This is a genomic window from Streptomyces sp. ITFR-16 (genome assembly GCF_031844705.1).
In the GTDB taxonomy this organism is placed as follows: domain Bacteria; phylum Actinomycetota; class Actinomycetes; order Streptomycetales; family Streptomycetaceae; genus Streptomyces.
Window position 1 is genome coordinate 7,293,617 of record NZ_CP134609.1, and the last position, 15,792, is coordinate 7,309,408.

Here is a 15,792-nt window from a genome sequence, read left to right on the forward strand (position 1 = left end):
CGCACGGGCGGCGGCGGAGGGGCGGGACGGTTCAGGCGGGGACGCCCTCGCCGGACAGGCTCGTCGGCGGCCCGGTGACCAGGCTCTCCAGCCCGGACCACATCGCGAGGCCCTCGTCCTTGAGCAGCCGGGTGCCCTTCTCGCAGAGCGCCTCGTCGCCCCGGGCCCGCGCGCTGAACTCCTCCGGCGTGTCGCCGAACCACTCGCGCAGCCGCCGCGACTCCGCGAGCAGGTCGGTGAGCAGCCGCCGTTCGCCGGGATGGAGCCGGGGGGCGCCCGTTCCGTCCCGGAGGACGCCGAGCCGGTGCACGTACGCGTGGACGCCGTTCAGCAGTTCGCCGGAGGGCATCTCCATGGGGAAGCGGTCGGCCGGCAGGAACACCCGGTCGTACGCGCCGTCGGGGGTGAAGACGCCCTCGCTGTGGTCGATGATCTCCAACTGCACCGCGTCCAGCCAGGTGACGAACAGCCGGCGCGTGCGGCCCGGCGCGTGGAACGGGGACGCCGAGACGTAGCCGAGCGGGCTGACATGGGCGGAGACCCCGACCTCGACGCCCGTGGCGCGCACCTCGGTCATCGGGATGGTCGAGGAGACGCCCAGCCCGGTCATCTTGTACCGGAGCTGCCCCGGGCAGGCGTTCGAGCCGACCGAGAGCACGGGCACCCGGTCGGCGGTCAGCGGCTCACCGGCGTCCGCGAGCACCTGGTCGAGCGGCATCCGCCGGCCCGCGTCCGCGCTCTCGACCGGCCACCGGTCCAGCCCCTGGTCCGCCTCGGGACACAGCCTCAGATACGTGTCCCCGTGCAGCAGACCCGACTCCGCGGGCCAGGCCCCCGGATAGATCAGCGGCTGCTCGCGCGGCGCTGCGTCGAGGACGAGAGCCTCAAGCGTGCGTTCGTTCACCTGACTTCTGAACCTTTCCCCGGGAAGCGACCCCATGGCGGTGTCGCATGGCGGGTCACAGTACCCAAGTGACGTCAGGACGGGCGCAGTTCGCCCGAACCCCGGGCGATCAGCCGCGTCGGGAGCTTCACCCGGGCCGTGGGGTGGTCGGCCCCGTCCAGGCGCCGGAAGAGGTGCTCGGCGGCGGTACGTCCGACGGCGGCGGCGTCCTGGGAGATGACGGTGATCCCGAGCAGGTCCGCGAGTTCGATGTCGTCGAAGCCGACCAGGGCGACCGGCCGCTCCCGGTCCGCCAGGGCGCGCACCACGGTCACGGTCACCCGGTTGTTGCCGGAGAAGAGCGCCGTGACGGGTTCCGGTCCCGAGAGCATGGTCTCGGCGGCGCGGCGGACCCGCTCGGGCTCCGTGGAGCCGAGGGAGACCCAGGAGTCCTCGACGGTTATCCCCGCGTCGGTCATCGCGGTGTGATAGCCGCGCAGCCGCTCGGTGGCGGTGTGGATGCGCGGCTGGTCCCCGATGAAACCGATCCGGCGGTGGCCGTGGGCGATCAGATGGGCGACGCCCTCCCGGGCGCCGCCGAAGCTGTCCGAGAGCACCATGTCGGCGTCGATGCGTCCCGCCGGGCGGTCCACGAAGACCGTCGCTATGCCCGCCTTGATCTCCGGCTCCAGATAGCGGTGGTCGTCCCCGGCGGGGATCACGATCAGCCCGTCGACCCGCCGGGCGCACAGCGCGAGGACGAGCTCCTGCTCACGGTCCGGGTCCTCGGCGCTGGAGCCGTTGATGAGCAGCGCGCCGTGCGCACGGGCCACCTCCTCCACGGCGCGGCTCAGCGGCCCGTAGAACGGGTCGGCGAGATCCTCCAGCACCAGGCCGATGGAGGCCGTACGGCCCTTGCGGAGCACCCGCGCGCTGTCGTTGCGGCGGAAGCCCAGCGCGTCGATGGCCTCCTGGACCCGGCGCTCGGTGTCGGGCGTGACGCCCGGCTCGCTGTTGACCACGCGCGAGACCGTCTTGAGGCCCACTCCGGCCCGGGCGGCCACATCCTTCATGGTCGGCCGGTTGCCGTAACGGGGCTCGGGATGACGGGTGGTCTCGGCCACGGTGCGCTGTCCTGTCGTCGGGTGCGGGCGGTCCGGCGGGGTCGCGGAGGGTACCGCGGAAGGGGGCCGGAGGCTGTGGCGTCGAGCATAGGCCCTGGACAACGTTGTCAGCTGAATAGAGACTATGCAGACTATTCACTGAAGCCGCAGGTCCCACCCCCTCACCACCCGGAGCCCTCACCGATGCATACCGACCTCGTCGCCGCGCTGGACATCGGCGGCACCAAGATCGCCGGCGCGTTGGTGGACGGTGACGGCCGCCTCGTCGTGCGCGCGCAGCGCCCGACACCGGCCCGCGAGAGCGGCGAGAAGGTCATGGCAGCGGTGGGCGACGTGCTGGCCGAACTGACCGCGTCGCCGCGCTGGGGCCAGGCCTCGGCCGTCGGCATCGGCAGCGCCGGCCCGGTGGACGCCGCCACGGGGACGGTCAGTCCCGTCAACGTGCCCGGCTGGCGGGGCTTCCCGCTGGTGGAGCGGGTCGCAGCGGCGACCGGCGGGCTGCCGGTCGAGCTGGTCGGCGACGGGGTCGCGATCACGGCGGCGGAGCACTGGCTGGGCGCGGCCCGAGGCCACGACAACGCGCTGTGCATGGTCGTGTCGACCGGCGTCGGCGGCGGGCTCGTCCTGGGCGGCGCGCTGCACCCCGGGCCGAGCGGCAACGCGGGCCACATCGGGCACATCAGCGTGGACCTCGACGGCGACCCGTGCCCCTGCGGTGCCCGGGGCTGCGTCGAGCGCATCGCCAGCGGCCCCAACATCGCGCGCCGCGCCCTGGAGGGCGGCTGGCGTCCCGGCCGGGACGGCGACACGTCCGCGGTGGCGGTGGCGGCGGCCGCACGGGCCGGTGACCCGGTCGCCGTCGCCTCCTTCGAGCGCGCCGCGCAGGCACTGGCCGCGGGGATCGCCGCCACCGCCACCCTGGTCGAGATCGACATCGCGGTGATCGGCGGAGGTGTGGCCGGGGCGGGCGACATCCTGTTCGCGCCCCTGCGCACCGCCCTGCGCCGGTACGCCACGCTGTCGTTCGTCCAGCAGCTGACGGTGGTGCCGGCGGTCATGGGTAACGACGCCGGACTGGTGGGCGCGGCGGCGGCCGCCTTCGCCACGCGCGCGGGCGGGGTCGTTCCCGTCTAGCGCCCTGATCGGGCCTGTCCTACGCCTCGGGCGCCTGACCGGTCTCGAAGTGGGAGATCTTCCCGTCCTCCACGGTGAACCGCCAGGCGGTCCGCATCGCTCCCCAGGTGTCGTTGCTGTAGGTGGCGACGAGCGCGCGCCCGCCGTCGGTCTCGGTCTCGATGTCCATGTGCCCGTTCGAGGAGAAGATCTCCTTGTCGGTCCACTCCCGCAGATCGCGGGCCGAGCCGTCGTCGGACATGGTGGCGTCCGGTGTGAGGAGGCCGAAGAAGGCCTCCCGGTCGTTGGCGTTCAGTGCGCCCACGAAGGCGCGCACGACGGGATCGCTGAGCTGTTCCACGGAAAGAGTCATGCCCTACCCGTACACCGCTCGGGCCGCACGGCCCCGGAACCGGGCCGTGCGGCGCGTACGGTGTCGGCCGGCCGGACGACCGGCAGGGGCCGGCCGGCGCGGGTTCAGCAGGTGATGCGCAGGTCCGCCCAGTCCGCGTGGTCGGAGTCGACGCCGTCACCGCCGTCGGTGACCACCAGACGGACGACCCGCGCACCGCTCACATCCGCCGAGAGGGGCTGCGCGGCCATCGCGTTGGTCAGGACCCCGGTGGACGCGGCCTTCGTGCCGTCGGCCCAGATCTCGAAGGCCACGCTCCCCTTGTCGCCCTTCTCGTCGTCCACTCCCACCTGTGCCGTCACGGTGGAGCAGGCCCCGCCCGCGTAGTACTCGACGGTGCTGTCCGCGTGCACGCCCAGCCCCTTCGCGTACACCTGGCCGCCGATCGTGAGGGGCTTGCCGTCGCCCGCCGCGCTCTCGCCGTTGCTGGTGTCCTTCTCGACGGGTCCGTAGCCGTTGGACGCGCTGAGCTGCGGCAGATCGCTCAGCTGGCCGCCGCCCGCCGGCGGGGCCACCACCACATGGGCCCGGAACAGGACGGAGGACCGCACCCGCTCCCCGGCCGGGGAGCGGTACTGGGCCGTGAGGGTCAGGTCGTACGTCCCCGCGGCCGTGCCGGCCGGCGGGGTCACCTGCCAGCGTGTGGTGAGCGCCCGCCCGGTGGGCAGGACCGTCGCGGTGGTCGCGGAACCGGCCTTCACCCGCCAGCCGGACGGGCCGGTGAGGGCGGCCGAGACCCGCACCGCGGAGGTACGCCCCAGATCAGTGACCGAGGTCGTCAGCGGCGCGGTCCGCCCCGCCTCCACCAACGGGCTCCCGGCCACGGCCAGTTCCACGGCCGGCGGATGGGTCGTCGCGTCGCTGTCGGCGGCGACCCGCAGCAGCACGGTCCCGTGGGCCGGGACGGTCGCCGAGAGACCGCCCGCCGTGTTGCGGGTGATGTGCTCCCACAGGTCACGCACGGTGTACGCGGAGGCCTTCGGCAGTCCCGCCGCCCCGGCCGTCGTGGAGATCCGCTGCGCCTCGCCCGTCTCGTTGAACAGTGCCACCGCCCGGCTGCCGTCGCCCATCTCCTTGGCGACGACCCAGCGGCCGCCGTCGGAGGACAGCACGACACCCTGCTTGCCCAGTGGGTCCTGGTCGACGGCGATGACCTCCTCGTTGGAGAGGATGTCGAACGTCTCGGGCGTCGCCCTGCGCAGGTCGGCGCCGATGAGCAGAGGGGCGGCCATTACCGACCACATGGAGAAGTGGGTGCGGTACTCGGTGTCCGTCATCCCGCCGTTCCCGACCTCCAGCATGTCGGGGTCGTTCCAGTGGCCGGGACCCGCGGCCGGGGCGAGCGGCAGATTCTGCTTCATGATCGACAGCATGCTGCCCCAGCTGTCGTTGATGTCGCCCGTCGTGCGCCAGAGGTTGCCCAGTCCGGCGGCCCACTCCCAGGGTTTGTTCTCGCCCCATTCGCAGATGCTGTAGACGATGGGCCGGCCGGTGGCGGCCAGCGCGTCCCGCATCGTCGTGTAGCGCTCCTTCGCGTCCACGCCCTGGTTGTTGCAGTTGTCGTACTTGAGATAGTCGACGCCCCAGTCGGCGAACTGCTGAGCGTCGCTGAACTCATGGCCGAGCGCGCCGGGAAGTCCCACGCTGTCGCAGGTCCTGGTCCCCGCGCTGGTGTAGATACCGAGCTTCAGGCCCTTCGCGTGCACATAGTCCGCGACGGCCTTGATGCCGTCGGGGAAGCGCACCGGGTCGGGCTGCAGTTTGCCGTCGGCATCGCGCTCCGGCTTCGCCCAGCAGTCGTCCAGGTTGACGTACTCGTAGCCCGCGTCCTTGAGCCCCTTCTCGACGAAGATGTCGGCGATGCCCTTGACCATCGATTCGTTGAAATCGGCTCGGCAGTGGGTGGAGTTCCAGTTGTTGAACCCCATCGGGGGAGTGAGGGCGAGTCCGTTTGCGGCCTGTGCTCCGGCTGCCGGCGGCGGTACGGGGGACTGCGCGGCGGCGGGAACGGCGACTCCCGCCGTACAGAGAAGGCCTGCGGCCAGCACTCCGATGACTCTGCGGCGGCTCGTGGAGATGGGATGGCTGGAGAGATGACGCATCGCCGAGTTCCTCCTGGCTCGTTCCGGATCGGGTGGCACCATGCACATGCCAATGTGAGCGATTACGTTAGAGCGTGTTGAAGTGTGTTGGAAGGGGTGCGGTAGCTGCTGCTCGATATCTCGTCAAAACCCTTGACGGCCGCTCTGGTTGGGCGGTGAGATCCAAGAACGCGTTCGGTTGTGTTCGGTCGTACGGCGGATCGGATCTGCCCGGCCGTGCGAACGGACATCGGATGTATCGGCGAAGAGCCGGTCACGGGGGCGGCGGTCGGAGCCGGCTGCCCGGAATCGGGACTCGGGCCCGCGCCGCGAGGGGAATGTCAGTGGCGGGTGCGATCCTGCGTGCATGGACGAGATCATGCGGCGGCGGGTGTACGGCGCCGATCACGACGACCCCGACCCCGGACCCCGCCCGGGGCGCGAGTACCGGGAGCTGGTGGGCGGCCCCCTCGACGGCCTGTTGCTGGACGTGACCGGCTGGACGGAGGTCGCCCTCAAGGACGGCTCCGCGCTGATCACCGAGATCGGCGCCTACGGGGCGGGCGGCCGCGCGGAGTACGGTCCGCGCGCCGACGAGCCCTACAAGTGGGACTGGCGCGGGGACACGCCCTAGGCGGGACGCCCCGTGCCGCTCCCCGGCGTCAGCGCCCCCGGTCCGTGGACTGCTGCGGGACGACCACCAGGAAGGCGTCCTGTTCCAGGTCCATCACGACCTCCGCCGCGAGGCCCTCGCCGCGGCGGGCCGCCGCGAACTCCTCCGCGGGCCAACTGCCCCGCGGACCGCCTGCGGGGAACTGCTCAAGCACGGTGCGACGCATGGTCCACCCCCTGTCGTTCATTCCTGCCGTCCGCTCCAACGAGGCCCGGCCGCCGCCGTTACGGCCGCCGCCCCAGGACGCCTTCCGGCCGCCCCGGTCGCTTCGCGGCCGTGTTCGTGCAACGGCATCGCCTCAGTCGTGTTTTCGCGGCAGGGTGTTGCGGGCAAGCCACAGGGGGCTACGGAAGAGGGGGAACCGTGATCGTCTGGATCAACGGTGCGTTCGGCGCGGGCAAGACCAGCGCCGCGCGTGAACTGATCGATCTGATCCCGAACAGCACCTTCTACGACCCGGAACTGACCGGTGTGGGGCTGCGGAGTCTGCTGCCCCAGAAGAAGCTCGCCGAGGTGACCGACTTCCAGGACCTGCCGATCTGGCGGCGTCTGGTGGTCGACACCTCGGCGGCCCTGCTCGCCGAGGTCGGTGGGGTCCTGGTGGTGCCGATGACGCTGCTGCGACAGGAGTACCGCGACGAGATATTCGGAGGGCTCGCCTCCAGGCGCATTCCGGTGTGCCATGTGCTGCTCTCACCAGAGGAAACGATCCTGCGTCAACGGATCGCCGGCCGCGCGGAATTCCCCGCCGACCCGGAGCGCCCCGAGGAGCCCGGACGGCGGGCCCACGAGCACATCGAGCCCTACCGCTCGGCGCTCGACTGGATCACCGGGGACGCCCACACCGTCGACAACAGCGCGCTCACACCCCGCGAGACCGCCGAGGCCATCGCCGAGGCCGTGCGCAGCGGCGCGGCCCCGGCCTGCGAGATCGTCCAGACCCCCGACCCCACGGCGGAGACCGTCGCTGCGGGGGTGCTGCTCTTCGACGAACACGACCGGGTCCTGCTCGTCGACCCCACCTACAAGCCCGGCTGGGAGTTCCCCGGCGGAGTGGTGGAGGCGGGCGAGGCCCCCGCGCAGGCAGGGATCAGGGAGGTGGCCGAGGAGATAGGGATCCATCTGCCCCAGGTGCCCCGCCTCCTCGTCATCGACTGGGAGGCGCCCGAACCGCCCGGATACGGCGGACTGCGGCTGCTCTTCGACGGCGGGCTGCTGCCCGGCGCGGACGCCGCACGGCTGCTGCTGCCCGGATCCGAACTGCGCGGCTGGCGGTTCGTCACCGAACAGGAGGCGGCCACCCTGCTGCCGCCCACCCGGTACGAACGGCTCCGCTGGGCCCTGCGCGCCCGTGAGCGGTCAGCCGTGCTCAATCTGGAGGCCGGAGTCCCGGTCGGCTGAGGCCCGCATGACGGACGCGGCGTCGGCGGTGAGCGGATCGCCGTGCCCGAAGCAGACCGTGGCCGCCTCCAGCGCGGCCAGCCGGCGGAACGAGGCCACGGCCTGCGCGCGGTCGATGTTGAAGACGCCCAGCATCACCTGTTCCACCGAAGCGACGCAGTCCCCGGTGAACAGCACCCCGTGGTCCGGCAGATGGATTCCGATGGACCCCGGGGTGTGGCCGGGGGAGTGGACGACCCGCGCCCCGCCGCCGAAGGGCAGCACCATCCCGTCGGACAGCTCGGTGTCGACCCGGGTCGGCGGGGCCACCGGCACGGTCAGCCCGTGCGCGTACAGCGGGCGCTCCCAGTCGAGCAGGACCGGTTCGCCGATCTCCTCCTCGCCCCGGATCACCGGTGCGTCGAGCCGGTGCGCCAGGATCCGCGCGCCGTGGCGGTCGGCGAGCTCCTGGGCGGCGCCGTAGTGGTCGCGATGGCCGTGGGTGATCACGATCCGGGCGATCCGGCCGGGGTCGTGGCCGAGGCCGCGCACCGCGTCCTCGACGGCGGCAGCGGCGTGGATGTCACCCGCGTCGATCAGGGTCAGTTCCTCCCCGTCGCGCCAGAGATAGGCCTGACCGATCGCGAAGCGGAACATGTGCAACTGGGGCAGCACTTCGACGAGATCCATGCGGTGACCGTACGCAGAAGCGGCCGTTCACCGCATGGATCTACGCTCTCGGCGAGCTTCGCCCAGCGCGTAGCGGACGCCGGGCGGTCCGGCTCAGACAGCCTTCGACGCGGCGTAGTTCCGCAGGAACAGCGCCTCGGTGACGGAGAGCCGCTCCAGCTCCTCGGGCGACACGCTCTCGTTCACCGCGTGGATCTGCGCCTCGGGCTCGCTCAGTCCGATCAGCAGGATCTCCGCCTCCGGGTACAGCTCGGAGAGCGCGTTGCACAGCGGGATCGAGCCGCCCATGCCGGAGGACTGCATCTCCTGGCCGGGGTAGGCGACCCGCATCGCGTCGGCCATCGCCGTGTACGCCGGGCTCGTGATGTCGGCGCGGAACGGCTGCCCCTGGCCCACCTGCTCGACGGAGACCCGCGCGCCCCACGGGGTGTGTGCCAGCAGATGCGCGGTCAGCAGCTTCGTCGCCTCGTCGGCGTTCCCGCCCGGCGGCACCCGCAGGCTGATCTGGGCCCGCGCACTGGCCTGGACGGAGGGCGTCGCGCCGACCACCGGCGGGCAGTCGATCCCGATCACCGTCACGGCCGGCCGTGCCCAGATCCGGTCGGCGACCGTGCCCGTGCCGATCAGCCCGACCCCGTCGAGGACCTTGGCGTCGGTGCGGAACTCCTCCTCCGGGTACTGCAGGCCGTCCCACCGGGCGTCCGCCGTGAGGCCGTCGACCGTCGTCGTCCCGTCCTCGGCCCGCAGCGAGGCGAGGAGCTGGATCATCGCGGCGAGCGCGTCCGGCGCGGCCCCGCCGAACTGCCCGGAGTGCAGGTTCCCTTCGAGGGTGTCGAGCTGTACCCGCAGCATCGTCATCCCCCGCAGCGTCGAGGTGACGGTCGGCAGCCCCACCCGGAAGTTCCCGGTGTCGCCGATCACGACGGTGTCGGCGGCGAGCAGCTCGGGATGCGCCTGCGCGTACTGCTCAAGCCCGCCCGTGCCCTGCTCCTCCGAGCCCTCCACGATCACCTTCACCGACACCGGCACCCCGCCGTTCGCCTTGAGGGCGCGCAGTGCGAGCAGATGCATGACGAAGCCGCCCTTGCAGTCGGCCGAGCCCCGGCCGAACCAGCGCCCGTCACGCTCCGTCAGCTCGAACGGCGGAGAGAGCCACGCGGACTCGTCGAGCGGCGGCTGCACGTCGTAGTGCGCGTAGAGCAGCACGGTGGGAGCACCGGCCGGACCGGGCAGGAAGCCGTAGACGGACTGCGTGCCGTCCGGGGTGTCGAGCAGCGCGACGTCCTGGAACCCCTCGGTGCGCAGGGCGTCGGCGACCCACGCGGCGGCCGCCTCGCACTCGCTCCTCGGATACACCGCGGGATCCGCCACCGACTGGAAGGCCACCAGCTCGGCCAGCTCCGCCTTGGCGCGGGGCATCAGCGAGGCGACGGTCTCGGATATCGGACGGGCGGTCATGGGCACGCTCCTGGTAGGTGCGACGTTATGTGTACGTATCCGGGTACATGCACGCCTGGAGTGCGGCATCGCGTGTACGACGGGGACTCGGCCGATCCTCCCACAGCGGGGGCCGGCCGCAGCGCGCCGTAGGATGCCGTGAGCAGCTTGGGCCACTGGTCGGATCGGGAGCAGAAGCACATCGTGAGCAGCGAGAACGCAGACGCCGGACATGAGCACGAAGAGTCGTCCGTGTGGGACGTCGTCGTAGTCGGCGCCGGACCGGCGGGCGCCTCCGCGGCATACGCGGCGGCGGTAGCCGGCCGTCGGGTGCTGCTCCTGGAGAAGGCGGAACTGCCCCGTTACAAAACGTGCGGCGGCGGCATCATCGGGTATTCGCGCGACGCGCTGCCGCCCGGATTCGAACTGCCCCTGCGGGACCGGATCCACGCGGTCACCTTCTCGCTGAACGGCAGGCTGGCGCGCACGCGCCGTTCGCGCCGGATGCTCTTCGGGCTCATCAACCGCCCGGAGTTCGACGCGGGGCTGGTCGAGGAGGCGCAGAAGGCCGGGGCCGAACTCCGTACCGGAGCGACGGTCTCCCGGGTGGAGCAGCACGGCGCCGCGGTGCCCGACCGGCGCACCGTCGCGCTGGTGCTGTCCGGGGGCGAGACGGTCCTGGCCCGCGCGGTCGTGGGCGCGGACGGCAGTGCGGGGCGCATAGGAGCCCATGTCGGGGTGAAGCTCGACCAGGTGGACCTCGGCCTGGAGGCGGAGATCCCCGTGCCGGAGACGGTCGCGGAGGACTGGGCCGGCCGGGTGCTGATCGACTGGGGGCCGATGCCCGGCAGTTACGGCTGGGTGTTCCCCAAGGGCGACACGCTGACGGTAGGCGTGATCTCGGCGCGGGGCGACGGCGGCGGCACCAAGCGGTATCTCGAGGACTTCATCGCACGGCTCGGGCTGGCCGGCTTCGAGCCGAAGATCTCCTCCGGGCATCTGACGCGCTGCCGCAGCGAGGACTCGCCGCTCTCGCGCGGCCGGGTCCTGGTGTGCGGGGACGCGGCCGGTCTGCTGGAGCCGTGGACGCGCGAGGGCATCTCGTTCGCCCTGCGTTCGGGCCGGCTCGCCGGTGAGTGGGCCGTGCGTGTCGCTGAGGCGCACGACGCGGTGGACGCCCGCCGCCAGGCGCTGAACTACACCTTCGCCATCAAGGCGGGGCTGGGCGTCGAGATGAGCGTCGGGCGGCGCATGCTGAAGCTCTTCGAGCGGCGCCCGGGGCTGCTGCACGCGGTGCTGACCGGCTTCCGCCCGGCGTGGAACGCGTTCGCGGGCATCACCCGGGGAACGACCTCGCTGGCCGAGCTGGTCCGCTCCCACCCGCTGGCGCAGCGCGCCCTGTCGGCGATGGACCGCTAGGGACGGGGCCCTGCCGAGGTCCGGGCGCCGGAGCCCGGACCTCGGCGCTCAGTCCCCGACGGTGATCCGGAACACCGGGTGGTCGGGGCAGGCCGCCAGGATCTCGGTGTCCGCGGACTTCGCCGTGATGCCCTGGAAGTACTGGTTGACCTCCCAGCCCCACCGCTCCAGGTAGGTGCGGATCACGCGTGCCTTGTGCGCGTCGTCCGCGAGTTCCACGGCGCCGAAGGCGCGGGTCCTGCGGCCCACCCGCAGCTCGCCGCCGCCGGCGGCCCGCATGTTGCGCACCCACTGCGAGTGGCCCCGCGCCGAGACCAGGTGGTACGCGCCCTCGTGGGTGTGGAGGTTCACCGGGATGCGCTGCATCTGACCGCTCTTGCGGCCGCGCACCGACAGTTCCTGGGTGCCCACCAGGCTGACGCCGTGCCGGGCGAGCCAGCCGATGACTCCGTTCATCCGGACGGTGAACCGGCTGCCCCGGAGGTAGTACGGCTGCGATGTCTGCGACATGGTGACCCCCACGGTGTGAACGAGCGACGTTTCGGAGAGCAGTGCTCTCGCTTGAGATCAGTGTGCACGGGAAAGACGCTCGAAAGCAAGAGCAGTGCTCTCGTTATTGGGCACTGCTCTGATCGCGTGGCAGAATGACCGGCATGAGCGCTGTCCGAGGAGCCAGGGAACGGGCCCGTATCGAGGTCACCGCCGCCATCAAGGACGAGGCGCGCAGACAGCTCGCCGCCGAGGGCGCGGCGAAGCTCTCGCTGCGCGCCGTCGCCCGCGAACTGGGCATGGTCTCCTCCGCGCTCTACCGCTACTTCGCCAGCCGCGACGAACTGCTCACGGCCTTGATCGTCGACGCCTACGACGCCGTGGGCGAAGCCGCCGAGCGGGCCCACCGCACGGCCGCCGCCGACGGCTCCGTGCCCGTCGGCGGGCACGCCACTCCGCTGTCCCGGTGGGTCGCCGTCGCGTGCGCCGTACGCGACTGGGCGCTGGCGCACCCGCACGAGTACGCGCTGATCTACGGTTCGCCCGTGCCCGGCTACACCGCGCCGCAGGCCACCGTGGCCCCCGCCTCACGCGTCGGCCTCGTCCTCATCGCCATCGTCGAGGACGCCCACCGCGAGGAGGGCCTCGCCCTGCCGCCGCTCGCCGACGAGCTGCGGCCGGAGGCCGAACGGCTCGCCGCCGACCTGGCCCCCGGTCTGCCGCCCGCGGTGGCGGCGCCGCTGGTCGCGGCGTGGTCGCAGCTGTTCGGGCTGCTGTCGTTCGAGATCTTCGGCCAGTTCAACCGCGTGGTGGAGGCCCGCGAGGTGTTCTTCCGGCACGCCGTCACGGAGCTGGCCCGCACGGTCGGCCTGCTCGGCAACCGGCGGTAGCCCGTATTCCGCAGGCAGCCGCCCCGCCCGCCCCGTTCGCCGTACTCCCCAGGGAGTACGGGTGATCACCACGCCCGGCGGACGCCCGCGCGTGCCGGGGCCGTCTAGCGTGGCCGGCATGGACGAGCGGCACTCACAGACAGGCGGCGGCCCCTCCGGGAGAGGGGCTGCGGCGGGCGGGCCCGGAGCCGGGCCCCGCGGCCCGCGCGGTCCGTGGGGACGGCACGGCGAGCCGCCGCGCTGGCTGACCGGTGCGCAGGGGCGGTCAGCCGGCCGGCTGCCCTGGCGGTCGACGGTCCTGCTCGGCGTCTTCGTGATGGTCGGCTCGAACATCGCGGCCCGGGGCCAGCTCGACGACAAGGCCCCGCTCGACCTGTTCGCCCGGCTGCTCCTGCTGGCCGCCGTGGCCGTACTGCTCTTCCGTCATCGCCACCCCGTCCTGGCCGTCTTCGGGGCCTCGGCCGCGGCGACGGTCTATCTCGGCGCCGGATACCCGTACGGTCCGGTGTTCCTGGCCGTGGCCGTGGGCTGCTTCAGCGCCGTGGTCGCCGGGCACCGGCGGGCTGCGTGGTCGGCGGTCGCCATGGTGTGGGTCGGTCATTTGCTGGTCGCGCACTGGCTCTACCGCTGGCTGCCCCCGGACGGCGACACGGCTCCGCCCTGGGGACAGGAGGCGGGTGTCGCCGCCTGGGTGGTGGCCATCGTGGCGGCCGCGGAGTTCGTCCGCGTACGCCGTGAGCAGTGGGCCGACCGGCGGGCCGAGCGGGAGGCCGCCGAGAAGCGCAGGGCCGACGAGGAACGGCTGCGCATGGCGCGCGAACTCCACGACGTCCTGGCGCACAGCATCTCCGTCATCAACGTCCAGGCGGGCGTCGGGCTCGCGCTGCTCGACACCGACCCCGAGCAGGCCCGCACCGCCCTCACCACCATCAAGGCGGCCAGCAAGGAGGCGCTCGGCGAGGTGCGGCAGGTCCTGGACAGCCTCCGGACGCCCGGAGACGCCCCCAGGGCCCCGGCCCCCGGCCTCGACCGGCTGCCCGAACTGGTCCAGCAGGCCGCGAGCACCGGACTGACCGTCACCGTCGAGACCGACGGGGTGCGCCCGGCGGTGCCGCCCGGCGCGGACCTGGCCGCGTTCCGCATCGTGCAGGAGGCGCTGACCAACGTGGTGCGGCACTCCGGTTCGCGGACCGCCGAGGTCCGGATCGGTTACGGGCCCGGCCGCCTCCGCCTCCGTATCGACGACGCGGGACCCGCCACCGGTACGGACGCCGGGGGCAGCGGCAACGGGCTCGCCGGAATGCGGGAGCGGGCCGCCGCCCTCGGTGGCACGATCGAGGCGGGGCCCCGGCCCGACGGCGGCTTCCGGGTACGCGCCGAGCTACCGCTGCCGGCCGGCGGTTCCGGCGGCGCCGCGCACCGTGAGGAGACACCGTGATCCGCGTACTGCTCGCCGATGACCAGCTGCTGGTCAGGGCGGGATTCAGGGCCCTGCTGGACGCCCAGCCGGACATCGGGGTGGCGGGCGAGGCGGCCGACGGGGAGGAGGCCGTCCGTCTGGTGCGCGAACTGCGGCCGGACGCCGTCCTGATGGACATCCGGATGCCGCGCCTCGACGGACTCGCCGCGACCCGCGCCATCACCGGGGACCCCGCGCTCCACGACGTGAAGGTGGTCATGCTCACCACCTTCGAACTCGACGAGTACGTCTTCGAGGCGATCCGCTCCGGCGCCTCCGGCTTCCTGGTCAAGGACACCGAGCCGGAAGAACTGCTGCGGGCCGTCCGGGCGGTGGTGGCGGGAGACGCCCTGCTCTCCCCGGGGGTCACGCGCCGCCTCATCGCCGAGTTCGCGGCCCGCTCCAAGGAGCCGGCCGCCGCGTCCGGGCTGAGCGAACTGACCGAACGGGAGCGGGAGGTGATGGCCCTGGTCGGCATCGGCCTCTCCAACGAGGAGATCGCCCGCCGCCTCGTCGTCAGCCCGCTCACCGCCAAGACCCATGTCAGCCGCACCATGGTGAAACTCGGCGCCCGCGACCGGGCCCAACTGGTCGTCCTGGCCTATGAGTCGGGACTCGTCCGCCCGGGCTGGCTGGGCTGACCCGGCACCGGGGGCGCGCCCCGGCCGATCTCACGCCCTGAGTCCCGGCGCCCGAACCGCCCCAGCACATCGATGACGCGCCCCATGAACACCACCGCCGCCACAGCCCCTGCGAAGACCATCAGGCCCCGGCCCGCCCCGTGCGACGACAGCAGGAAAGCGGGAGCGCAGACCGCCAGGAAGGCGCATCCGGCCAGCAGGCCGCCGGTCAGCACGGCGAAGCCGATCTCGACGGTCATGGCGTCGCGATCCGCCTGGCTCCGCTGTCCCATGCCCGCAGTGTCACAGGCGCGGCGGCCGGCGGACAACCCCGCCCCACCCCGTGCGGGCCGCGCCCTCAGGACCAGGTGACCGCCGAGTTCTCGCGCCACAGCCGGGCCAGGTCCGGGTCGCCCGTCACCGTCAGGGACGTGAGCGGCAGCCGGTTCCACAGGGACAGGTAGAGCGTTTCGGCCGGGGCGCTCAGCTCGCAGTCGGCGGGCTGCTCCACGGCCGGGGCCTCCTCGCGCACGGCGGCGGGAGGTTCGGGGGAGAGCCGTACGGTCCACACCGTGCCGGTGTCCGTCGCGCGGACGCGCAGGGAGCGCGGCACCTCGGTGCGTACCCGGCTCTTCGGGCGGGCGTGGAAGCAGCGCAGCAGTTCGTCGATGCCGTCCAGCGCGTGCGCGGGCGCCACGGGGGAGGGGGCGCCGCCCCGCGCGGACTGCGCGTCCACCCGGTGGACCGTCGTCTCGTGGGCCTGGCGGCGTGCCCAGAAGGCCAGCGGGGACGGTGCGGGGAAGAAGGCCCAGCAGTCCAGGTCCTGCGGGGCGTTCTCCAGCGCCTCGACCAGATGCCGGTGCCCGTCGCGGAAGCGGGCCAGCAGCTCCGGCCCGTCCAGATCGGGCTCCCCGGCGTCGGGGACGTACGAGGTGTGTCCCTCGGTCACGAAGGCGGCGGCCCAGGTGTGCACCATCGCGGTGTGCCTGAGCAGGTCGCGCACCTGCCACCCGGGGCAGGTGGGCACCGGCGCCCCCGTGCCGGCCTCCTCGGCCGCGTCCGCCAGCAACCGGCCCTCGGCGGCCAGGGTCCCTATGTGCTCCGTGATCTTCATGGCAGGGA

The 15,792-nt window shown here is 72.8% G+C and carries 17 protein-coding genes; 7 read left to right on the top strand and 10 right to left on the bottom strand.

The genetic code is table 11. The features are described 5' to 3' along the window. Window positions 1-31 precede the first annotated feature (31 nt). Together RLT58_RS32300 and RLT58_RS32305 are read right to left on the bottom strand one after the other, a co-directional pair. Window positions 32-940, bottom strand: coding sequence for a hypothetical protein (locus tag RLT58_RS32300; RefSeq protein WP_399131704.1), 909 nt, complete (start codon window positions 938-940; stop codon window positions 32-34). Window positions 941-978: 38 nt separating this feature from the next. Then, window positions 979-2,007, bottom strand: coding sequence for a LacI family DNA-binding transcriptional regulator (locus tag RLT58_RS32305; protein WP_311313891.1), 1,029 nt, complete (start codon window positions 2,005-2,007; stop codon window positions 979-981). A 183-nt stretch (window positions 2,008-2,190) separates the two neighbouring features. Here RLT58_RS32305 and RLT58_RS32310 point away from each other — a divergent pair, with 183 nt between their 5' ends. Further along, window positions 2,191-3,141, top strand: coding sequence for an ROK family protein (locus RLT58_RS32310; protein ID WP_311313892.1), 951 nt, complete (start codon window positions 2,191-2,193; stop codon window positions 3,139-3,141). A gap of 19 nt (window positions 3,142-3,160) precedes the next feature. Here RLT58_RS32310 and RLT58_RS32315 read toward each other — a convergent pair whose 3' ends face one another. Then, the gene (locus tag RLT58_RS32315; RefSeq protein WP_311313893.1) at window positions 3,161-3,493 is read right to left on the bottom strand and encodes a nuclear transport factor 2 family protein; all 333 of its coding nucleotides are present in this window, start codon (window positions 3,491-3,493) and stop codon (window positions 3,161-3,163) included. Window positions 3,494-3,597: 104 nt separating this feature from the next. Further along, window positions 3,598-5,634, bottom strand: coding sequence for an NPCBM/NEW2 domain-containing protein (locus tag RLT58_RS32320; protein ID WP_311313894.1), 2,037 nt, complete (start codon window positions 5,632-5,634; stop codon window positions 3,598-3,600). Window positions 5,635-5,980: 346 nt separating this feature from the next. On the opposite strand from RLT58_RS32320, the gene RLT58_RS32325 reads away from it, so the two are divergent. Further along, window positions 5,981-6,247: a hypothetical protein gene (locus RLT58_RS32325; RefSeq protein WP_311313895.1), complete on the top strand. Its 267-nt coding sequence runs from the start codon at window positions 5,981-5,983 to the stop codon at window positions 6,245-6,247. A gap of 28 nt (window positions 6,248-6,275) precedes the next feature. Here RLT58_RS32325 and RLT58_RS32330 read toward each other — a convergent pair whose 3' ends face one another. After that, the gene (locus tag RLT58_RS32330) at window positions 6,276-6,452 is read right to left on the bottom strand and encodes a DUF8839 family protein (RefSeq protein ID WP_311313896.1); all 177 of its coding nucleotides are present in this window, start codon (window positions 6,450-6,452) and stop codon (window positions 6,276-6,278) included. 197 nt (window positions 6,453-6,649) lie between these two features. Between RLT58_RS32330 and RLT58_RS32335 the strand changes: the two genes are divergently transcribed. Further along, the gene (locus RLT58_RS32335; protein ID WP_311313897.1) at window positions 6,650-7,687 is read left to right on the top strand and encodes an NUDIX hydrolase; all 1,038 of its coding nucleotides are present in this window, start codon (window positions 6,650-6,652) and stop codon (window positions 7,685-7,687) included. On the opposite strand, the gene RLT58_RS32340 is transcribed toward RLT58_RS32335, so the two are convergent. Next, entirely contained in the window at window positions 7,646-8,356 is a 711-nt protein-coding gene (locus RLT58_RS32340) for an MBL fold metallo-hydrolase (RefSeq protein WP_311313898.1), read from the bottom strand. The two genes, RLT58_RS32335 and RLT58_RS32340, sit on opposite strands and share 42 nt — an antisense overlap. A 93-nt stretch (window positions 8,357-8,449) precedes the next feature. Beyond that, complete coding sequence (locus RLT58_RS32345) at window positions 8,450-9,814, bottom strand: dipeptidase (protein ID WP_311313899.1); 1,365 nt, start codon at window positions 9,812-9,814, stop codon at window positions 8,450-8,452. A gap of 183 nt (window positions 9,815-9,997) precedes the next feature. Here RLT58_RS32345 and RLT58_RS32350 point away from each other — a divergent pair, with 183 nt between their 5' ends. Further along, complete coding sequence (locus RLT58_RS32350; protein WP_311313900.1) at window positions 9,998-11,212, top strand: geranylgeranyl reductase family protein; 1,215 nt, start codon at window positions 9,998-10,000, stop codon at window positions 11,210-11,212. 48 nt (window positions 11,213-11,260) lie between these two features. Here the strand turns inward: RLT58_RS32350 and RLT58_RS32355 are convergent, their stop codons facing one another. Then, window positions 11,261-11,722, bottom strand: a complete 462-nt coding sequence (locus RLT58_RS32355) for a nitroreductase family deazaflavin-dependent oxidoreductase (protein ID WP_311313901.1) — start codon at window positions 11,720-11,722, stop codon at window positions 11,261-11,263. Between the two features lie 143 nt (window positions 11,723-11,865). Between RLT58_RS32355 and RLT58_RS32360 the strand changes: the two genes are divergently transcribed. The 3 genes from RLT58_RS32360 (at window position 11,866) to RLT58_RS32370 (ending at window position 14,691) form a co-directional block, all read left to right on the top strand. Beyond that, a complete protein-coding gene (locus tag RLT58_RS32360; RefSeq protein WP_311313902.1) occupies window positions 11,866-12,591 on the top strand; it encodes a TetR/AcrR family transcriptional regulator in 726 nt (241 codons plus the stop codon). Window positions 12,592-12,700: 109 nt separating this feature from the next. Next, on the top strand, window positions 12,701-14,029 hold the full coding sequence (locus tag RLT58_RS32365; RefSeq protein ID WP_399131983.1) for a sensor histidine kinase: 1,329 nt from the start codon (window positions 12,701-12,703) through the stop codon (window positions 14,027-14,029). After that, window positions 14,026-14,691, top strand: coding sequence for a response regulator (locus RLT58_RS32370; RefSeq protein WP_311313904.1), 666 nt, complete (start codon window positions 14,026-14,028; stop codon window positions 14,689-14,691). The genes RLT58_RS32365 and RLT58_RS32370 overlap by 4 nt, the downstream gene beginning before the upstream one ends. On the opposite strand, the gene RLT58_RS32375 is transcribed toward RLT58_RS32370, so the two are convergent. After that, window positions 14,652-14,963 (bottom strand): DUF6332 family protein, encoded by a 312-nt coding sequence (locus tag RLT58_RS32375; protein WP_311313905.1) that lies wholly within the window; start codon window positions 14,961-14,963, stop codon window positions 14,652-14,654. The genes RLT58_RS32370 and RLT58_RS32375 overlap by 40 nt on opposite strands. 65 nt (window positions 14,964-15,028) lie before the next feature. Continuing rightward, the gene (locus RLT58_RS32380; protein ID WP_311313906.1) at window positions 15,029-15,784 is read right to left on the bottom strand and encodes a maleylpyruvate isomerase family mycothiol-dependent enzyme; all 756 of its coding nucleotides are present in this window, start codon (window positions 15,782-15,784) and stop codon (window positions 15,029-15,031) included. Between the last annotated feature and the right edge of the window lie 8 nt (window positions 15,785-15,792).

Bases quoted from the DNA above. Each gene is read 5' to 3' on its own strand.
- RLT58_RS32300 (WP_399131704.1), bottom strand. From the start codon at position 940: ATGGGGTCGCTTCCCGGGGAAAGGTTCAGAAGTCAGGTGAACGAACGC.
- RLT58_RS32310 (WP_311313892.1), top strand. From the start codon at position 2,191: ATGCATACCGACCTCGTCGCCGCGCTGGACATCGGCGGCACCAAGATC.
- RLT58_RS32315 (WP_311313893.1), bottom strand. From the start codon at position 3,493: ATGACTCTTTCCGTGGAACAGCTCAGCGATCCCGTCGTGCGCGCCTTC.
- RLT58_RS32320 (WP_311313894.1), bottom strand. From the start codon at position 5,634: ATGCGTCATCTCTCCAGCCATCCCATCTCCACGAGCCGCCGCAGAGTC.
- RLT58_RS32325 (WP_311313895.1), top strand. From the start codon at position 5,981: ATGGACGAGATCATGCGGCGGCGGGTGTACGGCGCCGATCACGACGAC.
- RLT58_RS32330 (WP_311313896.1), bottom strand. From the start codon at position 6,452: ATGCGTCGCACCGTGCTTGAGCAGTTCCCCGCAGGCGGTCCGCGGGGC.
- RLT58_RS32340 (WP_311313898.1), bottom strand. From the start codon at position 8,356: ATGGATCTCGTCGAAGTGCTGCCCCAGTTGCACATGTTCCGCTTCGCG.
- RLT58_RS32345 (WP_311313899.1), bottom strand. From the start codon at position 9,814: ATGACCGCCCGTCCGATATCCGAGACCGTCGCCTCGCTGATGCCCCGC.
- RLT58_RS32355 (WP_311313901.1), bottom strand. From the start codon at position 11,722: ATGTCGCAGACATCGCAGCCGTACTACCTCCGGGGCAGCCGGTTCACC.
- RLT58_RS32360 (WP_311313902.1), top strand. From the start codon at position 11,866: ATGAGCGCTGTCCGAGGAGCCAGGGAACGGGCCCGTATCGAGGTCACC.
- RLT58_RS32375 (WP_311313905.1), bottom strand. From the start codon at position 14,963: ATGGGACAGCGGAGCCAGGCGGATCGCGACGCCATGACCGTCGAGATC.
- RLT58_RS32380 (WP_311313906.1), bottom strand. From the start codon at position 15,784: ATGAAGATCACGGAGCACATAGGGACCCTGGCCGCCGAGGGCCGGTTG.